Source organism: Caballeronia sp. LZ008 (assembly GCF_031451435.1).
Lineage (GTDB): Bacteria > Pseudomonadota > Gammaproteobacteria > Burkholderiales > Burkholderiaceae > Caballeronia > Caballeronia zhejiangensis.
In genome coordinates, this window is the sequence record NZ_JARUXK010000003.1 from 307,381 (window position 1) to 323,099 (window position 15,719).

The window sequence follows — 15,719 nt, forward strand, 5'->3', positions numbered from 1 at the left end:
CTTGCGCAGACACGAACTACGACCTTGCGCCATGCGACCCGCCGACCCGAACGTTTCTCCCGCCCTCGAATGCCGCCGCCTGACGAAAACCTACGGCAGCGGCCGCATCGTGCTCGACGCGCTCGACTTCGCGCTCGGCGCGGGCGAGTTCGTCGCGATCATGGGCGACTCGGGCGTCGGCAAATCGACGCTGCTCAATCTGATCGCGGGCCTCGACACCGCCGATAGCGGCGACGTGCTGATCGACGGCGCATCGATCTCGACGCTTCCCGACGACGCCGCCACGCGCCTGCGCCGGCAAAAGCTCGGCTTCGTGTTCCAGGCGTTTCACGTCCTGCCGCATCTGACGCTGTATCAGAACGTCGCGGTGCCGCTGCTGCTGAACGGCATGCCGCCCGCGCCCGCGCGCGCCATGCTCGCGGCGGTCGGCCTCGACGGACGCGGCGACGACATGCCGCGCCAGCTTTCCGGCGGCGAGTTGCAGCGCGTGGCGATTGCGCGCGCGCTGGTGCATCGGCCGCGCCTCATTCTCGCCGATGAACCCACCGGCAATCTCGATCCGCAGACCGCGCACGAAGTGCTCGAATTGCTGCGCGCCGAAACCAAGGCGACGCGCGCCGCGACGGTGATGGTCACGCATTCCGAGGCGGCGGCCGCGTTCGCGGATCGCGTCGTGATTCTGCGCGACGGCGCCTTGCACACAGCGACGCTCGCCCGATGAGCGATATCGCCGCCGGAAGCGGATTCGCCGACACGCTCACGCGCTGGCTGCTCGGCGCGCAATGGCGCAGCCATCGCGGACGCGCGCTCGTCGCCATGCTGACGATCGCGCTCGGCGTCGGGCTCGGTTATGCGGTGCAACTCATCAACGGCGCGGCGTTCAACGAGTTTTCCGCCGCCGCGCGCAGCCTTTCCGGTCAAGCCGACTTGCAAGTGCGCGGCGCGCAGCCTTTCATCGACGAGAACGTTTATCCGCGGCTCGCGACGCGCGCGGGCGTGGCCGCCGCGAGTCCGGTGCTCGAACTCGATGTCGCCGTGCCCGGCAAGAACGCGCCGCTCAAGGTGCTCGGCATCGACGTGTTCCGCGCGAAGCGCATCGCGCCGGACCTGACCGGCGTGCCGTCGCCGGAAGCATTGTTCGATGTTCTCGCCGATGACGCGATCTTTCTTTCGCCCGCCGCGCTCGCCTGGCTCGGCGCGCGCGATGGCGGACGCATCGAATTGCAAAGCGGCACGTCGCCGGTGACGTTGCGCGTCGCGGGCGGCATCGCGCGAACGCGTCCCGGCCAGCGCATCGCGGTGATGGATATCGCCGCCGTGCAGAACCGCTTCGGCATGGCGGGCAAGCTATCGCGCGTGGATGTGCAACTCGCGCGCGGCGTCGATCGCGATGCGTTCCGCGAGACGCTGCAACGCGAACTCGGCGCGCGGCTCGTCGTGACCGGCACGCAGGATATCGAGAGCCGGACGGACCGGCTGTCGCGCGCGTATCGCATCAATATGAACGTGCTCGCGCTCGTCGCGCTGTTTACCGGCGCGTTTCTCGTGTTCTCGACGCAAGCCGCGGGCGTCGTGCGCCGTCGCGCGCAATTCGCGATGCTGCGCGTGCTCGGCATGACGCGCGCATCGCTCGTGCGGCAGATCATGCTCGAAGGCGCGCTGCTCGGCGTGGTGGGCGGCGTGCTCGGCATCGCGCTCGGCTTCACGGTCGCGGCGCTCGCGTTGCGCTTTTTCGGCAGCGATCTCGGCGGCGGATATTTTCCGGGCGTCGAGCCGCGCGTCGTCTTCGATCCGCTAGCGAGCGCGATCTTTCTCGCGCTGGGCATCGGCGTCGCGCTCGCGGGCACGCTCGTTCCCGCGCTCGAAGCGGCGCGCGCCCGGCCCGCGCCCGCGTTGAAGGCGGGCAGCGAAGAAGCCGCGCTCGCACCGCTCGGCACGCCGTGGCCCGCGCTCGCGTGCCTCGCGGCAGGCGCGGCGCTGACGCAGGCGCCGCCCGTTTTCGATGCGCCCATCGGCGGTTATCTCGCCGTCGCGCTGCTGCTCGTCGGCGGCATTGCGCTGATGCCGCGTGTCACGGCAATCGTGTTCCGCCGCGCGATGAAACCGCGCAACGCCGTCGCGACGCTCGCGCTCGCGCGTCTCGCCAATGCGCCCGGGCAGGCATCGATCGCGATGGGCGGCGTGCTGTCGAGCTTCACGCTGATCGTCGCGATGGCGATCATGGTGACGAGCTTTCGCGTGTCCGTCGAAGACTGGCTCGCGCATCTGCTGTCGGCGGATCTTTATGTGCGGATCGCATCGAGCGGCGACACGGGCGGCTTGCAGCCCGATCAGCAAACGCAGATCGCAGCAGTCGATGGCGTCGCGCACGCGGCGTTCACGCGCGCGACGAAGCTGACGCTCGATCCCGCCAAGCCGCCGGTCGCGCTGATCGCGCGCGAGCTCGACGCCGCCGATCCCGGCGCGACGTTGCAGATGACCGGCGATGCGTTGCCGCCATCCGCGTGGCGCGCGGGCGAAACGCCCGTCTGGGCCTCGGAAGCGATGGCCGATCTGTATGGCTATCGCGTGGGCGAGCGCGTGAGCTTGCCCGTCGGCGGCGCGGGCGAGCGTTTCGTCGTCGCGGGCATATGGCGCGACTACGTGCGGCAGACGGGCGCGCTGCAAATGCGTATCGCGGACTATCGGCGGCTGACCGGCGACACGGCCGCCACCGACATCGCCATTACGTTGCGCGCGGGTTCGGGCGCGGCGCAGGTCATCGACGCGATCAAAAAGCTGCCCTTCGGCGGCGCGCTCGAATTCTCGCAACCGGGCGAGATCCGCGCGCGCACGCTGACCATTTTCGACCGCAGTTTCGCCGTGACGTATCTGCTCGAAGCGGTCGCGATCGTCATCGGGCTGTTCGGCGTCGGCGCGACGTTTTCGATGCAGACGCTCGCGCGCTCGCGCGAATTCGGCATGCTGCGGCACGTCGGCGTGACGCGCGCGCAGATTCTCGGGCTGCTCGCTGCGGAAGCGGGCTGGCTCACGCTGCTCGGCATCGCGATGGGCTGCGTGCTCGGCTTCGCGATCAGCCTGATTCTCGTGTTCGTCGTGAATCCGCAGTCGTTTCACTGGAGCATGTCGCTGCACATTCCGTCGACGATGATCGCGGCGATCGCGTGCGTGATGATGGTGTCGTCGTGCGCGACGGCGGTGCTGTCGGGCCGGCGCGCCGTGTCGGTCGATGCGGTGCGCGCCGTGCGGGAGGACTGGTGATGCGCGCGCTGCTTTTCGCGTTGATGCTCATGTCGATGACCGCATTCGCCGGCGAGCCGAAGTTCGCGCCCGTCGCGCCCGGCCACGTCATCGACTGGCCGAAGGACAGCGGCGCGCATCCGCCGTATCGCACGGAATGGTGGTACGCGACCGGCTGGCTCGAGACGGCGGAGCACCAGCCGCTCGGGTTTCAGATCACGTTCTTTCGCTCGAACACCGGCAAGAAGCACGGCAAGAGCGCGTTCGATCCGTCGCAACTCGTCATCGCGCATGCGGCGTTGTCCGATCCCGCGTACGGGCGGCTCGCGCACGATCAGAACATCGCGCGGCAGGGCTTCGGTCTAGCGTACGCGAAGGAAGGCAACACCGACGTCAAGCTCGACGCATGGCGCATGTCGCGCGCGGCGGACGGCAGCTACACGGTCATCGCCGATGCCGCCGGATTCGCGCTCCATCTCACCTTCACGCCGACGCAGCCGCCGATGTTCCAAGGCGAAGGCGGCTACTCGCGCAAAGGGCCTTCGCCGGAGCAGGCGAGCTATTACTACAGCGAGCCGCAGCTCAAGGTGACGGGCAGCGTCGTGCGGCCATCGGCATCGGGGAAGGAGAGCGCGAGCGTCGCCGTGACGGGCCGTGCCTGGCTCGATCACGAATGGTCGAGCACGTTGCTGCCATCCGATGCGGCCGGCTGGGACTGGCTCGGCGCGAATCTCGACGACGGCTCCGCGCTGATGGCCTTCAAGGTCCGCGCCCGCGACGGCCATTCGGTCTGGGCGCACGCCGCTTTGCGCGATCGCGACGGCCGCACCCGACAATTCGGCCCCGGCGATGTGGAATTCACGCCGGAGCGCGAGTGGCGCTCGCCACGCACGAACACGACGTATCCGGTGGCGATGAACCTGCGCGTCGGCGGAATGCGCTGGCGGCTGACTCCGCTCATCGACGATCAGGAACTCGACTCGCGCGATTCGACCGGCGCGCTGTACTGGGAAGGCGCGGTCACGCTCGACGGTGACGGCGGAAAAGGACGCGGATATCTCGAACTGACGGGATACGCAAAGACGATCGAGATCGAAAAGCGGTGAAGTGGCGGCATCCTCGTGCAACTGTAGCGAAACTTCGTACAAAAGCGTAAAAAGGGGCAGCTTAAGCTTCGTTTAAGAAAAGTCTCATAGTCTCGCTCGACACGCCTCCGCCGTCTCGCCTTTCCATGTCAGCGCGCCTTTTTGTCCGAAGATCCCCGACGATTTGCCCGCTTTCACGGCAGATCGAATGACGCGCGCGTTTTCCCGACGCTCGCGGCCCGCGCCGCGCCTTCTGATCCCTCGACCGATGCGCCCTAAGCGCGCGTCGCTCGATCCGCCTCCCGCCGATGCCTTTATCTTCTTCCAACGCCTTGCCCGGCAAGGCAGGCCGACTGCTTTTCACTTGCGCGATCGGTTCCATCTGTACGGTCGTGATCTGCAACGCGCTGCATCGTCCGACCGCGCCTTCGGCCGATGAGGACTACACGCCCGCCGTATCGCTGCCCCAGCGCGCCGCGCCGAAAACGCCGCCCGCGCCGACACGCACCACTGAAAGCGCGACCGTCGACGAGACGTTCTCCGATGCCGCGCAAAGCCTCGGCATCGACCAAGGGACGATCGCGACGCTCACCGAAGCGTTCGCGAGCAACGTCGACATGCGGCGCGATCTCAGAAAGGGCGACACGCTCAGCGTGGTCTATGACCGTCCGCAAGGCAGCGCAACCGCCGATGACCCGCCGCTCGCCGTGCGTCTGACGACCGGATCGTCATCGCACGACGTGTTCCTTTATCGCGATCCGAACGGCGAAACGCGCTATTACGCGAAGGACGGCAAGAGCACAAAACCCGCGTTCTCGCGCTATCCGGTTGCGTTCACGCGGGTATCGTCGGACTTCTCGCTGCGAAGGTTCGATCCGGTCGTGCATCGCTGGCAAAGTCACGACGGCGTCGATCTCGCCGCGCCCATCGGGACGCCGGTGCACGCGACGGCGCAGGGCAAGGTGACGTTTGTCGGCAGGCAGACGGGTTACGGCAAGGTCGTCATGCTGGAAAATCCGCCGCCGTATTCGACCGTCTACGCGCATCTTTCGCGTTTCGCGAAAGGCATCAGGACTGGCGGAACGGTGCAGCGCGGGCAGGTGATCGGCTATGTCGGCGAAACGGGTTGGGCGACCGGACCGCATCTGCACTACGAAGTGCACGTCGATGACGTCGCGATGGATCCGCTCACCGTCGATCTTCCCGGCGACGATCGTCTGCACGGCGAAGAACGCCAGCGATTCGCGAGGGAAGCGGAAGCGCTGAGCGCCGAGCTCAACGGCTGACGTTCAGACGGCGAGACCGGCCGATTCCCGCACGCCCGCCAGAACGCGGCGGCTCTTGCCTGCGCGCTTGGCTTCGTAGAGCGCGTTGTCGGCGTCGCGCAGCACGCCGTCGAGTTCGTCGTGATGATGATCGAACATCGCGACGCCGATGCTCACGCCGATCTCCAGCATCGCGCCGGCATCGGTGACGAAGGGCTTCGACAACTCGCGCACGATGACATCCGCGAGCGCGAGCGGATCGGCCTGCGGCGGCGTGACGATCACGAACTCGTCGCCGCCGAGCCGCGCGACCAGCGATCCTTCGCCCGACAGATGCCGCAAACGGCGCGCGACCAGCGCGAGCAGCGTATCGCCGATTTCGTGGCCGTGGGCGTCGTTGATGGCCTTGAAGCCGTCGAGATCGAGATAGAGCAGAGCGGTGTGCTCCGGCGCGCTCGACCGGACCGCCCGGAAAAGACCCGCGCGGTTGAGGAGCCCGGTCAGTTCGTCGTGGCGCGCGCGGCGATCGTTTTCCTGTTCGGCTTTCATCGTGGAGACGAGCATGCCGTTCAGACGCCACGCGGCGGCGCTCATCGCAAAAAGATAAAACGGGATTTGCAAAAGCGTGAGCCAGAGCGTCGGCTCGCCCGAGAGCACCGCGCCGATGCAGCACGGCCCGAGCGACAAAAAGATCATCACCGCGACGAGACGCGGCGCGCCGAAATTGCGGAAGCAGATGCCGCCGACCATCGCGGCGGCGGACAGAAACGACAGCGTCGCGGCGACCCAGTCGCCCGACAGCACGGAGACCAGCGCGCCGTAGCCGACGGTTGCGCCCCAAAGCGGCGCGAGAAGCACGTAGGTATCCGTCAGCGTCGATTCGCGCTCGCGCGCGCGGCGTCGCGCGACGACGAGCACGACGAGCACGACGAGCCGCACGAGACACACGGCGATTTCGAGCGCGAGCCAGATGTGGAATGCGGGCGTCGGATGGCGGCCGTCCAGCACCCACGCGACGGCGACCGTGTTCAGCACGCCGCCCGCGAATATCGGCAGCGTGCCGAACAGGCTTCCGACGAGGGCGACGCGGATCGCGCGGGGAATGTCGGCTCCCGCGTGCAGCAACCACGTCGCCGCACGTCCGCGCGGCAGGGTGAACACCTCAGTTTGTTGTTCCATATCGGGCTTTTCGCGTCACGGTCGGGCCGGACCACACTGCGGATAACGGTCGTTCGCATCGAAACTTTAGTAGGCCGCCGCTTAACAACGGCGCGCAATCGGTTGGGAATAGGCGATAAAAAATAGTTATTCGCGGCGTGTTCTTGACTTTTTGTCCGCTTCGCGCGCGCCCATATTCGCTCAGGGAATCCGTCCGAATCGCGCGAAACCTTACGACCTGCTGTCATGTAGGGCTTTATTGAGAACGATTCGCGTTTACGTTAGCTTCGCGACTCCTACGGAAGTGGAGCACGATTTATGGCTTACATGCACATACAGCCGGCATCGTCGAAGCGTTCTTCGACCTCGCCGCCGCCTTCGAATCTGCCTCTCGATGCTTACTGGCATCGGCGCGAACCCGCCGTCGCGCGTCCGGCGCCGCCCGAGCGCGAAGCCACCGGGCGCAGCCTGCTCGATCTCGCCATCGCCAACCGGCAGATGCTCGTGAACATGGCGCGCGGCGTCGTCGGTTGCGCGAGCCGTGCCGAGGACGTGGTGCATGACGTCTTCGTCAGTCTCATCGACTTGCCGCAGCAGGACGCCGTGCGTCAGCCGATGGGCTACATCGCGCGCATGGTGCGCAATGCGTCGATCGACGCGTGCAGGCGGCAAAGCCTCGAAAACATCTATCGCGCGGACGAGGAGGACGGCCTCGACGTGCCCTCGCACGAACTCTCGCCCGAAGCGCGCGCGCAGGCCCGCGATACGCTGCACCGCGTCTGCGATGCGCTCGCGCAGTTGCCCGAGCGCAATCGCGCCGCCTTCGAAATGGTGCGGCTGCGCGACGAGACGCTGCAAAGCGCGGCGCGCGCGCTGAACGTCTCGCAGACGCTCGTGCACTTCATGGTGCGCGACGCCCAGCAGCATTGCGCCGCTTGCCTCGACGCGCGCGAACGCAATGTCGCGTGTCCGGCGTTCGTCGGCGGTAAAAAAGCGCGCCGCTCATCCGTCTAGTCGATATAGGCCAACTCGCAGAGAGAGAGACATCACCATGTCGCAACAGCAGAACCACGCAGCCGACGATCTCGTCTACACGGTCGTCATCAACGACGAAGAGCAGTATTCGATCTGGCCGACGTTCCGCGACGTGCCCGCGGGATGGCGCGAAGCCGGCAAGCGCGGCGCGAAGGCCGATTGCCTCGCGTACATCGAACAGGTCTGGACCGACATGCGCCCCGCGAGCCTGCGCCGTCACATGGACGCCATCGCCACACAAGCCCGCGCGAGCCTGAACTGATGAGCGCGCTCTCCGTGACCGCGCCCGCGCTCGCCGATCTGCGGATCGAGCCGGGCTTGCCGGTCGTCGTATCGCCGCGCGCGGGCGTCGATCTGTCGCTCGCCGATGCCGCGCCGCTGCTGCATTCGATCGTCGCGGAATCGCTCGAACGCGCGGGCGGCGTGCGCTTCACCGGCTTTCGCGTCGAGTCGATCGAGGCGTTCCAGCAATTCGCCGCGTCGTTCGGCGATCCGCTGATCGGCTACGAATTCGCCTCGACGCCGCGCAGCCAGGTCGAGGGCGCGGTGTACACGTCGACGGAATATCCGCCGCATCGCTCGATTCCGCTGCACAACGAGCAGTCGTACACGCGCGAATGGCCGATGCGCATCTGGTTCCACTGCGCGCTCGCGGCGCGTGCGGGCGGTGCGACGCCGATCGCCGACAGCCGCGCGGTGTATCGCGCGCTCGGTCCGGCGCTCGTCGAACGCTTCGCGAAGCGCGAGCTGCTGTACGTGCGCAACTTCGGGCAAGGACTCGATCTGCCGTGGCAGAACGCGTTCGGCACGGACGATCCGCGCGAGGTCGAGCGCATCTGCGCGGCGCGCGGGATTGCCTGCGCGTGGCGCGACAGCGACGACGGCGAACTGCTGCTGCGCACGGAAGAGCGTTGTCAGGCGGTCGCGCGGCATCCGCGCACGGGCGACATGGTCTGGTTCAATCAGGCGAATCTCTTTCATCTTTCCGCGCTCGACGACGACATGCAGGAAGCGCTCGTCGATGCCGTCGGATTGGAAAACGTGCCGCGCAACGTCTTTTACGGCGACGGCGCGCCGCTCGAAGCCGATGCGCTCGCCGAGATCCGCGCGGTGCTCGACGAAAAGCGCATCGCATTTCCGTGGCTCACCGGCGACGTGCTGATGCTCGACAACATGCTGACCGCGCACGCGCGCGATCCGTTCGAAGGACCGCGCCGCGTCGTCGTGGCGATGGCGCAGAGTTACCGCGAGGCGCGATGACATTGCCCGTGGCGCTGCGCGCGCGTTCGTTGACGGTCGCCTATCGCGACGACGTCGTGCTGGAAAACCTCGACATCGATATCGCCGAAGGGCGCGTCACCGCGTTATGCGGACCGAACGGCTGCGGCAAGAGCACGTTGTTGCGCACGCTCGCCGGTTTGCAGGCGGCGCGCGCGGGATCGGTCGACGTGAACGGCAAGCCGCTCGCATCGATGCGCCGCCGCGCGCTCGCCCGCACGCTCACCATGCTCGCGCAGTTCAATCAGATTCCGGCGGGACTCACGGTGCGCGAACTCGTCGCCTACGGACGCTACGCGCACGGCGGCTGGATGCGCGGTCTCACGCGCGCGGACCACGCGGCGATCGATGCGGCGCTCGACGCGAGCGGACTCGTCGACGATGCCGCGCGCGATGTCGCCGCGCTTTCCGGCGGCGAGCGTCAGCGTGCGTGGATCGCGATGGCGCTCGCGCAGGAAGCGCCGATCGTGCTGCTCGACGAGCCGACGACGTACCTCGACATCCATCATCAGCTCGACATCCTGCGGGAATTGCGGCGGCTCAATCGCGAGCGCGGACTCACGATCGTCTGGGTGCTGCACGACCTGAATCAGGCGGCGGCGTTCTCCGACGAAATCGTGCTGATGCGCGCGGGGCGTATCGTCGCGCAAGGCTCGCCCGAAGCGATGATCGATCCGCGTCATTTGCTGGAGACTTTCGGCGTTCGCATGCTGCGCGTCACGCATCCGCAGACGGGCGCGCCGATGTGCGTGCCCGCTTACGATGGCGTCGAAGAACGGAGCATCGCCGCATGACGACGCTCGCGACTCGCCGCCGCCTGCATCGCGCGCATTCGTTCTGGGCGCGCGTGTCGCTCGTCATCGATCTGATCGCCGGACGCCGCACGACATGACGACGCTCGCCACGGCAAACGCATCGCGGCGTCGCGTGGCCGCGCCGAATCGCGCGGGCGCGATCGCGTGTGCGTTGATCGCGCTGATTCTCGCGCTGGCCGCGCTGCGTCTCTATCCCGAACTGCGCGCGTGGCTCGATGCGCCATCGGGCACGGATGGCGCGCGTCTCGCGCATGTCTTTCTCTTCGATCTGGGCGCGCCGCGCGTGGCCGCCGCGCTCGTCGCGGGCGGCTGTCTCGCGGTCGCGGGCACGCTCTTTCAGGCGCTGACGCGCAACCCGCTCGCCGCGCCCGATCTGCTCGGCATCACCGGCGGCGCGCAGCTCGGGCTGCTCGCGGCGATGATCGCGCCGGAGGTCGTCGGCGCGGCGTCGGTGCCGTTGCTGTTCGTCTGCGGGCTCGCGGCGGCGGGTTGCGTCGCGGCCGCGGCGGGCGGCTGGCGCGCGACGCCCTTGCGCCTCGTGCTCGCGGGCAGCGTGTGCATGCTGCTTTTTTCCGCGGTCTCGACGCTCTTGCTCGCGTTCTTCGAGCAGACGGTCGTCGGCGCGTCGCTGTGGGCGAGCGGCAGTCTGTATCAGCCCGGCGCGACGGGATTGATGTCGGCGCTGCGCTGGCTCGTGTTGCCGCTTCTCGCGCTGCCGTTCGTGATGCGCCCGCTCGATCCGCTCGCGCTCGGCGACGATGCCGCTGCCGCCGCCGGCGTGAACGTCGATGCGACGCGCCTCTTCGCGATGACGGTCGCGGTCGGCTTCGCGAGCGTCGCGGTGGCGATCGCGGGGCCGCTGTCGTATGTCGGGCTGATCGCGCCGAATCTGCTGCGTCACCTGCGCGGCGCCAAAGCGTCGAAGCTCGCGGCGCTCGTGCCGCTCTCCGCGCTCGCGGGCGGCGCGCTCGTGCTCGCGACCGACAGCGCCGTGCTCGCGCTCGATCTCGATTCGACCTTGTCGACGGGCGTCGCGATCGCATTCGTCGGCACGCCGCTGATGCTCGCGATGATCAGGAGCGGCGCGGCGTGGTCCGGCGCGCTGCACGCGGGCCAGGCGCGCGAATCGGCGCGGCGCGGCATGGGCGCGGTGCGGGCGTTGTCCGCGTGGCCGTCGCCTGCGCTCGCCGCTTTGCTCCTCGCCATCGGATGCGCGGTGCTCGCGATCGGCGCATCCATCGGTCCGACGATGCTCGGCCCCGCGCGCTGGATCGATGCGCTCGCGCACCGCGACGACATCGCCCGCATGCTGCTCGAACTGCGCGTGCCGCGTCTTTTGTGCGCGTTGCTCGCGGGCGCGCTGCTCGCATCGAGCGGCGTGCTGATGCAGAGCATCGTGCGCAATCCGCTCGCCGGACCGGAAGTGCTCGGCGTGACGCAAGGCGCGGGTCTCGCGACGCTCGCCGCGCTGATGATCTGGCCGCTCGCCGGGCATCTCTTTCTCGCGGCGGCCGCGTTGACCGGCGGCGGCGCGACGCTCGGCATCACGCTGCTTTTCAATCGGCGGCATCGATACGCGCCGCTCGCGGTGGCGCTGACGGGCATCGTCATCGGCACGTTATGCACGACGCTCGCGCAATGGCTCATCACGCAGCAGAGCGTGCAGCCGGCGCGTTTTGTCGTGTGGCTCGTCGGCGGCACGTATGGGCGAAGCTGGGGCGAAGTCGCGACGATCCTGCCGTGGTGCGCGCTCGCGCTGCCGGTGCTGGCGTTGCTCGCGCGTCCGCTCGATTTGCTCGCGCTCGGCGACGAACAGGCGCTGGCGCTCGGCCTGCCGATCGCGCTCCTGCGTCCGCTCGTGCTCACGGTCGCGACGCTCGTCGCGTGCGCGGCGGTGGCGGCGGTCGGGCCGGTCGGCTTCATCGGCCTGATGGCGCCGCATCTCGCGACGATGCTCGGCGCGCGCACGCACGGCACGCGGCTCTGGCTCGCGGCATTGCTGGGCGCGCTCGTGCTCGCCGCCGCCGATCTCGCCGCGCGCACCCTGCTCGCGCCGCGCGAGATTCCGGCGGGCGTGCTGACCGCGCTGATCGGCGCGCCTTACATGCTGGCGCTGCTCGTCATCGAAACGCGTCGCGAGAAGGGTCGCGCGCGATGACAGAGCAAGCGCGTTCCTTCGCTGAATTCGCGCCGCCCGAGCTTGCGCCGTATCTGCAGAACGTGTGGCTCGGCAAGCCGGACGACGATGCACAACGCATCGCGCTGACATCGCTCGCCGATCATCGCGATGCATTGCTCGCCGCGATGATCGCGCTCTATGGCGGCGATGCCGCGCTTCATGCGCGCGCGCTGCTGTCGCAATGGAGCAAGTACTACTTCGGCCTCGCGGCGCCCGCGGGCGTGGCGGCGGCGAGGCTGCTCGGGCGTCCGCTCGATATGTCGCCCGAACGCACGCATCTCGTGCTGAAAGAGGGCATGCCCGCCGCGCTTCATTTCGATGCCGATGCATTGCGCGCACCCGATGCCGATCCCGCGCGCCGCTATGCGAGTCTCGTCGCGCATCTGGACAGCGTGATCGGCATGATCGCGGGCATGACGAAGATCGCACCGCGCGTGCTGTGGAGCAACGCGGGCAACGTGCTGGACTATTCGCTCGCGAATTGCCGGTCGATTTTCAGCGATGCCGATATCGACGCGGCCTGGCTCTTTCGCGCCGGCGATGCGAATCCGCTGCGCACGCCGATCCGCGATGCGACGCCGCGATCGACGCTTCTGCCCAACCCGTTTCGCGCGCGCCGCGTATGCTGCGTGCGCTATGAGATTCCCGGAGAGACGCAACTGTGCGCAAGCTGCCCGCTGCTTTTGACGATGCGCGACGAAGAACTCGCTTTGCAAGACGCCATCTCTCGATAGCGCTTGGAGCGTGTCTGTGCATCGCGTTCTCCGGTCAGCGCGCGCTCGCCTGCGCGCCGCTCGCCGGCAATCCGACCGTGTCGCAATTCAGCAAGACGATGCCTGCGCGCCCGTTGCGCATCGTCGTGCTCGAATTCATGTTCGCCGAAGACGTGGCCGCGCTCGACATGACGCCCGTCGGTGTCGTCGATCCCGAGTATTACGACGGCTGGATCGGCTACGACAGCGCGCGCTTTAAAGGCGTGCCGGCGGTCGGCACGCGTCAGGAACCGAGTCTCGAAGCGATCGCATCGACGCGGCCGGATCTGATCATCGGCGTGGGTTATCGACATGCGCCGATTTTCGCGGCGCTGGATCGCATCGCGCCGACGGTGCTGTTTCAATTCAGCCCGGATGTGCAGAACGGCAAAGCCGATGGCGCGCGCACGCAGCTCGAATGGACGCGCAGCATCTTTCACACGATCGCGTGCATGACAGGACGCGAAGAGCAGGCGCGCATCGCCGATGCCAAGCTCGATGCGGGACTGGCTCGCGATGCCGCGCGTCTGAAGGAAGCGGGTTTGACGGGCACGCGCTTCGCGCTGTTGCAAGACCTCGGCCTGCCCGACCGATACTGGGCTTATACGGGTAACAGCACGGCGGCGGGCGTCGCGCGTGCGCTCGGCGTTCATCTGTGGCCTGAAAAGCCCACGCGCGAAGGCACGGTGTATGTGACGTCGGCGGACTTCCTGAAGCGGCCGGATGTGGCCGTGCTGTTCGTGACGACATCGAATGCGGCGACGTCCGTCGATGCCACACTCGATTCGCCGATATGGCGCTTCGTGCCCGCGAAGAAGGCACAGCGCGTGACGCTCGTCGAACCGAATATCTGGGGATTCGGCGGGCCGATGTCGGCGTTGAAGCTCGGCGACATGATTACCGAAAAGCTGCTTGCGTTGCCGAAGCATTGAAAAAACGGGGCCTTGCGCCCCGTTCATCGTTCAACCCGATGTGCCATTCGCCTGAACGTCGAGCGTTGCCGCTCTCACGCCGCCGCCGCGCGTCTCGTTCACGACCATTCCGTTCTCCAGCTTCAGCACGCGATCCGCGATGGAGAAATAGCGGTCGTCATGCGTCACGACGATGACAGTCTTGCCACGCGCACGCAACTCCGGCAACAACTGCTCGTAGAACACCGCTTTGAATGCCGGGTCCTGATCGGCGGCCCATTCATCGAAGAGATAGAGCGGACGGTCTTCGAGATACGCGACCACCAGCGCAAGCCGTTTGCGCTGACCTGTGGAAAGCGAGCGCGTCGAGAACGCGCCATCGACGACCTTCACCTTGTGATCCAGCGACAGCTTCGCGACGAGCGCATTCGCGCGGGCATCCGCGGCCGCGCGCGATGCATCGTTCGGATCGACGATGCCGAGCAGCGCATCGAACAGATGGAAGTCGTTGAACACGGCAGTGAAACGCTCGCGATATGCAGCGCGATTCGTTGCATCGACCGCGACGCCATCGACTTCGATCACGCCCGATTCAGGCTCATAAAGCCCTGTAAGCACTTTCGCAAGCGTGGTCTTGCCGCTGCCGTTTCCGCCGACGATGAACACGAGTTCACCCGGCCTGAACGTCAGATCGACGGGACCGATGCGGAACATGCGCTCGTCGCGTTCATGGAAATACGAGTGCGCGACGCCGCGCATGGTGAGCGTGTGAAAGCCCGCATCATCGGCGGAGGAAACAGAAACAGAAGACACGCGCAGACTGCCGAACTCCGCCATCACCTTCTCGATGCGCGCCAGCGAAACGCGCGCCGCGTTCAGCGTGGGAATGTTGTTGAGCAAACCATCGAGCGGCACCAGCATGAACAGAAACACGACAACGTAGCCTGCTGTCGCGCCCGCATCCGCGCGCACGCCGAGCGATGGCCAGAACGCCGCAGCACCGAGAAAGCCGTAGAACAGAAAGATGATCCAGCCCACGCCGATCGCATAGGCGCTGAACGCGCGCCGCCGATGATCGCGCACTTCGCCGATTGCCGCGCCGAGTTGTCCATCGACGAACTGCTGCGAGCGCGCGCGATGCAGCTTCAATTCCTTCGCGCCCGCAAAGAGCGCGCCGAGATAGCCGAACAGCTTGTCCTGCGATTGCCCGGCCGCTTCGAGCGAAGCGATCGCGCGCTTGTCGCCGAGGTGATAGCCGAGCGATCCGGTGATGATCGCCGCGAGCGCGAGCAGGCAAACCGGCCACGACAGCCACGCGAGATAGCCGAGGCAGCCGAACACGATCGATCCGTGCATCACGATGTTCGGCAACGCGAAGAAGAGCATGGAGACATTGGTGGCGTCGTCGGTCAATACGGACTGAACGGGCGCCGCGCCGATGCGCTCGACATCGCGCAACTCCGCCGCCGCCACGCGCCGCGCGACATGCTCGCGCAGTTGCGCCATCGTGTCCTGCGAGAGCCGCGCGAACAGCACGCCCGATACGACGCGCGTGAAGAGCGCGATGACTGCGCACAACGCAAAGCGCCAGGCGAGCGCGCCATCGGCGGATGAAGGCGTCGATAGCGCGCGATTGAGCGTCGCGACGAGCATCACGCTCGCGATGCCGTTCATCACGCAGGCGACGAGCGCCACCGCGAATGCGCCGCGCGAGCGCTTGAGCAGCGCGAGGATGAGGCGCGCAGCGGGCTTCTGCGTGGCGGAAGAATCTAAAGGCTCGTGGATAGCAGTCATTGGCAGGGCATCACTGAACTGAAGTCGGAAAGCGGCGCTGAACGCACCTCTACCTAGAGACGTTTCAGCACGACGAATCTTTAGCGCATGAAAAGCGGTAAAAATTTTTTCGCGCGAATCGTCATCCCGAATGAAGCCGCATTTTCAGCGGCCCACGTTCGTGCCGCAGCTTTTCCCGATGCGGCCGGAACCCGAAGGAATTCATGC

General features: G+C 67.0%; 13 protein-coding genes. 11 read left to right on the plus strand and 2 right to left on the minus strand.

The window, feature by feature from the left end; translation table 11 throughout:
• Positions 1 to 31: 31 nt before the first annotated feature.
• The 4 genes from QCE49_RS20595 (at position 32) to QCE49_RS20610 (ending at position 5,611) form a co-directional block, all read left to right on the plus strand.
• A complete protein-coding gene (locus tag QCE49_RS20595) occupies positions 32 to 721 on the plus strand; it encodes an ABC transporter ATP-binding protein (RefSeq protein WP_250458654.1) in 690 nt (229 codons plus the stop codon).
• Positions 718 to 3,261 (plus strand): FtsX-like permease family protein, encoded by a 2,544-nt coding sequence (locus tag QCE49_RS20600; RefSeq protein ID WP_250458656.1) that lies wholly within the window; start codon positions 718 to 720, stop codon positions 3,259 to 3,261. Before QCE49_RS20595 ends, QCE49_RS20600 begins: the two co-directional genes overlap by 4 nt.
• Positions 3,261 to 4,346, plus strand: a complete 1,086-nt coding sequence (locus QCE49_RS20605; RefSeq protein ID WP_250458658.1) for a lipocalin-like domain-containing protein — start codon at positions 3,261 to 3,263, stop codon at positions 4,344 to 4,346. Before QCE49_RS20600 ends, QCE49_RS20605 begins: the two co-directional genes overlap by 1 nt.
• A gap of 287 nt (positions 4,347 to 4,633) precedes the next feature.
• On the plus strand, positions 4,634 to 5,611 hold the full coding sequence (locus tag QCE49_RS20610) for a M23 family metallopeptidase (protein ID WP_250458660.1): 978 nt from the start codon (positions 4,634 to 4,636) through the stop codon (positions 5,609 to 5,611).
• 3 nt (positions 5,612 to 5,614) lie between these two features.
• Here the strand turns inward: QCE49_RS20610 and QCE49_RS20615 are convergent, their stop codons facing one another.
• A complete protein-coding gene (locus QCE49_RS20615; RefSeq protein WP_250458662.1) occupies positions 5,615 to 6,769 on the minus strand; it encodes a GGDEF domain-containing protein in 1,155 nt (384 codons plus the stop codon).
• A gap of 297 nt (positions 6,770 to 7,066) precedes the next feature.
• Between QCE49_RS20615 and QCE49_RS20620 the strand changes: the two genes are divergently transcribed.
• The 7 genes from QCE49_RS20620 to QCE49_RS20650 all read left to right on the plus strand — a co-directional run bounded on the left by QCE49_RS20620 (position 7,067) and on the right by QCE49_RS20650 (position 13,739).
• Positions 7,067 to 7,762, plus strand: coding sequence for an RNA polymerase factor sigma-70 (locus QCE49_RS20620; protein ID WP_008347629.1), 696 nt, complete (start codon positions 7,067 to 7,069; stop codon positions 7,760 to 7,762).
• A gap of 37 nt (positions 7,763 to 7,799) precedes the next feature.
• Positions 7,800 to 8,045: an MbtH family NRPS accessory protein gene (locus tag QCE49_RS20625; RefSeq protein ID WP_008347630.1), complete on the plus strand. Its 246-nt coding sequence runs from the start codon at positions 7,800 to 7,802 to the stop codon at positions 8,043 to 8,045.
• On the plus strand, positions 8,045 to 9,043 hold the full coding sequence (locus QCE49_RS20630; RefSeq protein WP_008347633.1) for a TauD/TfdA family dioxygenase: 999 nt from the start codon (positions 8,045 to 8,047) through the stop codon (positions 9,041 to 9,043). Before QCE49_RS20625 ends, QCE49_RS20630 begins: the two co-directional genes overlap by 1 nt.
• Positions 9,040 to 9,855 (plus strand): ABC transporter ATP-binding protein, encoded by an 816-nt coding sequence (locus QCE49_RS20635; protein WP_250437156.1) that lies wholly within the window; start codon positions 9,040 to 9,042, stop codon positions 9,853 to 9,855. Before QCE49_RS20630 ends, QCE49_RS20635 begins: the two co-directional genes overlap by 4 nt.
• A gap of 94 nt (positions 9,856 to 9,949) precedes the next feature.
• Positions 9,950 to 12,034, plus strand: a complete 2,085-nt coding sequence (fhuB, locus tag QCE49_RS20640) for a Fe(3+)-hydroxamate ABC transporter permease FhuB (RefSeq protein ID WP_250458664.1) — start codon at positions 9,950 to 9,952, stop codon at positions 12,032 to 12,034.
• The gene (gene fhuF / locus QCE49_RS20645) at positions 12,031 to 12,789 is read left to right on the plus strand and encodes a siderophore-iron reductase FhuF (protein WP_008347638.1); all 759 of its coding nucleotides are present in this window, start codon (positions 12,031 to 12,033) and stop codon (positions 12,787 to 12,789) included. The genes fhuB and fhuF overlap by 4 nt, the downstream gene beginning before the upstream one ends.
• Entirely contained in the window at positions 12,786 to 13,739 is a 954-nt protein-coding gene (locus QCE49_RS20650; RefSeq protein ID WP_409017477.1) for an ABC transporter substrate-binding protein, read from the plus strand. The genes fhuF and QCE49_RS20650 overlap by 4 nt, the downstream gene beginning before the upstream one ends.
• Positions 13,740 to 13,769: 30 nt before the next feature.
• Here the strand turns inward: QCE49_RS20650 and QCE49_RS20655 are convergent, their stop codons facing one another.
• A complete protein-coding gene (locus QCE49_RS20655; protein ID WP_175980557.1) occupies positions 13,770 to 15,512 on the minus strand; it encodes a cyclic peptide export ABC transporter in 1,743 nt (580 codons plus the stop codon).
• Between the last annotated feature and the right edge of the window lie 207 nt (positions 15,513 to 15,719).